General features: G+C 48.7%; 2 protein-coding genes and 1 pseudogene. 2 read left to right on the top strand and 1 reads right to left on the bottom strand.

Features of this window, described 5'->3' with window-relative positions; genetic code table 11:
- Nucleotides 1-220: 220 nt before the first annotated feature.
- Nucleotides 221-445, top strand: a complete 225-nt coding sequence (locus LKK83_RS00635; RefSeq protein ID WP_324628795.1) for a hypothetical protein — start codon at nt 221-223, stop codon at nt 443-445.
- A 194-nt stretch (nt 446-639) separates the two neighbouring features.
- The gene (locus tag LKK83_RS00630; RefSeq protein WP_324628797.1) at nt 640-1,011 is read left to right on the top strand and encodes a DUF2237 family protein; all 372 of its coding nucleotides are present in this window, start codon (nt 640-642) and stop codon (nt 1,009-1,011) included.
- A 40-nt stretch (nt 1,012-1,051) separates the two neighbouring features.
- Here LKK83_RS00630 and LKK83_RS00625 read toward each other — a convergent pair.
- Nucleotides 1,052-1,300: pseudogene (locus LKK83_RS00625) on the bottom strand (Uma2 family endonuclease); the annotation flags it as partial.

Below are 1,300 nucleotides of genomic sequence, written 5' to 3'. Positions count from 1 at the left end.
AAGTGGAAGTCTTGCACTCTCCCGAAACCCTAGAGGGAGAAGATGTGCTGCCCGGATTTGTGTTGGAGTTGAATAAGGTTTGGTAGTCGGAATGGGTGGCGATCGCCCCTTTTCGCGAAAGCAAATTGTTTTCCTGGGAATTTTTCCGGTGATTTAGAAAAAAATTCCGGCCATATGTGGGATAATAAAAGAGAAAATTTTGAGGTAAAATTTTGCGAGTATGTCTATTTCTCAAAAAGAAGCCAAACAACTGTTAGAACGGATAATTTTTGAAGACGATCGCCCGGAAGATTGGGTGCAAGATGTGTGGGGAATGAGTCCCACTTTGGGAGAAAGTGCGGCTAAATTATGGGAGGTATTTGAAGCGCTAGTGGAATGTAGTAATGAGGAAAAATTAGATAATTTAGTCAAGTCGCTCTATCAGAGCTATCTAGAGCAAAAGTAGGGGAATGAAAACGAGCTGCGCCCCGATTCCCACTGCGTCAATGCTGGGACGGGGAACGCGGTTCATTTTGCGCGGGTATGTGGGCGATCGCGCTTGTAGGAGGTACGCTGAACAAATCTCCGAGTACCGCTTGCAAACCGGCAGCTTATCCGGCATAATAGAGGAGATGAAAAGGGTTGTTAAAAGAGGTTGAGTTGGTGACAGAAGCGAAAAACGTTTTAGGCGAACCCCTGGAAATTTGCTGCACCTCACCGATGACCGGATATTATCGGGACGGAAAATGCAATACCGGTGGGGGTGACATGGGGGCACATGTGGTGTGCGCGCAAGTGACCGAAGAGTTCCTCTCGTTCACCCAAGCGAGGGGCAACGATCTGAGTTCTCCGGTACCGATGTTTAATTTTCCGGGGTTAAAACCCGGCGATCGCTGGTGTTTGTGCGCCTCTCGCTGGAAAGAAGCCCTGGATGCAGGCGTTGCACCCCCGGTGGTGTTATCCTCCACTCACGCCTCGGCGTTAGAATACGTTTCTCTAGAAGAACTCCAGCAGCATGCCGTGGCGAAATAAGTGAGAGGGGCGATCGCTTCACTATGAGCGATCGCGTTTCTCACCCTTGCCCCAAACCCTGCAAGAATTCTTGATGTTCTGGCGTCTGCAACCCCTGTCGAACAACAGTCACAACCTGCGCGACATTTCTCTGACGCAACGCCTCCACAGCTAACCACAAACCCGGAAAAACCTGCGATCGCAAAATGCCATTTTCATCCGGTTCTAGAGCAACATAGCGACTTTCTTGTAAGATAAACCAATCCAGTTTATTTTCATAAATCTGCCAGACAATATATTCCTGGACTCC

This window comes from Phormidium sp. CCY1219 (assembly GCF_035615515.1).
GTDB lineage: Bacteria > Cyanobacteriota > Cyanobacteriia > Cyanobacteriales > Laspinemataceae > CCY1219.
This window is presented reverse-complemented; position numbering and strand designations above follow the sequence as displayed.

What these genes read in the sequence shown, in the direction of transcription:
- LKK83_RS00635 (WP_324628795.1), top strand. Translation starts at nt 221, where the DNA reads ATGTCTATTTCTCAAAAAGAAGCCAAACAACTGTTAGAACGGATAATT.